Origin of the sequence: Burkholderia sp. E168m23 (genome assembly GCF_016586125.1) — a bacterium.
GTDB classification, from domain to species: domain Bacteria; phylum Pseudomonadota; class Gammaproteobacteria; order Burkholderiales; family Burkholderiaceae; genus Burkholderia; species Burkholderia orbicola.
The window spans coordinates 1-1,268 of the sequence record NZ_BCPP01001384.1 but is presented as its reverse complement, the minus strand read 5'-3'; the positions used below and the strand labels follow the sequence as shown (position 1 = coordinate 1,268).

The following is a 1,268-nucleotide window of genomic DNA, read 5'->3' as shown; positions in this document are numbered from 1 at the left end:
AATCCGCCCGTCTCGAGACACATGTCCACCCAAGCCTCCTCCAAAGCCAAGCTCCGCGAAGCCGCGCTCGACTATCACGAATTTCCGACTCCCGGCAAAATCGCGATCGCCCCGACCAAGCAGATGATCAACCAGCGCGATCTCGCGCTCGCGTATTCGCCGGGTGTGGCGTACGCGTGCGAGGAGATCGTCGAGAACCCGCTGAACGCCGCGCGCTTCACCGCGCGCAGCAACCTGGTCGGCGTCGTGACGAACGGCACGGCGGTGCTCGGTCTCGGCAACATCGGCCCGCTCGCGTCGAAGCCGGTGATGGAAGGCAAGGCCGTGCTGTTCAAGAAGTTCGCGGGCATCGACGTGTTCGACATCGAACTGAACGAATCGGACCCGCACAAGCTCGTCGACGTGATTGCCGCGCTGGAGCCGACCTTCGGGGGGATCAACCTCGAAGACATCAAGGCGCCGGACTGCTTCATCGTCGAGCGCGAAGCCCGCAAGCGGATGAAGATCCCGGTGTTCCACGACGACCAGCACGGCACCGCGATCGTCGTGGCCGCGGCCGTCACGAACGGCCTGAAGGTCGTCAACAAGGACATCAAGAAGGTCAAGCTCGTCGCGTCGGGCGCCGGCGCGGCCGCGCTCGCGTGTCTCGACCTGCTGGTCGACATCGGCCTGCCGCTCGAGAACATCACGGTGACCGACCTGGCCGGCGTGGTCTACAAGGGCCGCACCGAGCTGATGGACCCGGACAAGGAGCGTTTCGCGCGCGAAACCGACGCCCGCACGCTGGCCGAAGTGATCGACGGCGCGGACATCTTCCTCGGCCTGTCGGCCGCCGGCGTGCTGAAGCAGGAGATGGTGAAGGGCATGGCCGAGCGCCCGCTGATCCTCGCGCTCGCGAATCCGACGCCGGAAATCCTGCCGGAGCTCGCGCTCGAAGTGCGCCCGGACGCCGTGCTCGCCACCGGCCGCACCGATTACCCGAACCAGGTCAACAACGTCCTGTGCTTCCCGTTCATCTTCCGCGGCGCGCTCGACGTCGGCGCGACGACGATCACGCGTGAAATGGAGATCGCGGCCGTCAATGCGATCGCCGAGCTCGCGCAGCACGAGCAGAGCGACATCGTCGCGACCGCGTACGGCATCCAGGATCTGTCGTTCGGGCCCGAATACCTGATTCCGAAGCCGTTCGATCCGCGCCTGATCGTGAAGATCGCGCCGGCCGTCGCGCAGGCCGCGATGGACGGCGGCGTCGCGACGCGCCCGATCGA

The 1,268-nt window shown here is 66.5% G+C and carries 1 protein-coding gene; it reads left to right on the top strand.

Annotated features, from left to right (window positions below):
* Positions 1 to 21 precede the first annotated feature (21 nt).
* On the top strand, positions 22 to 1,268 hold a 1,247-nt coding region (locus JMF90_RS37495), incomplete at its 3' end, for a malic enzyme-like NAD(P)-binding protein (RefSeq protein WP_305790777.1).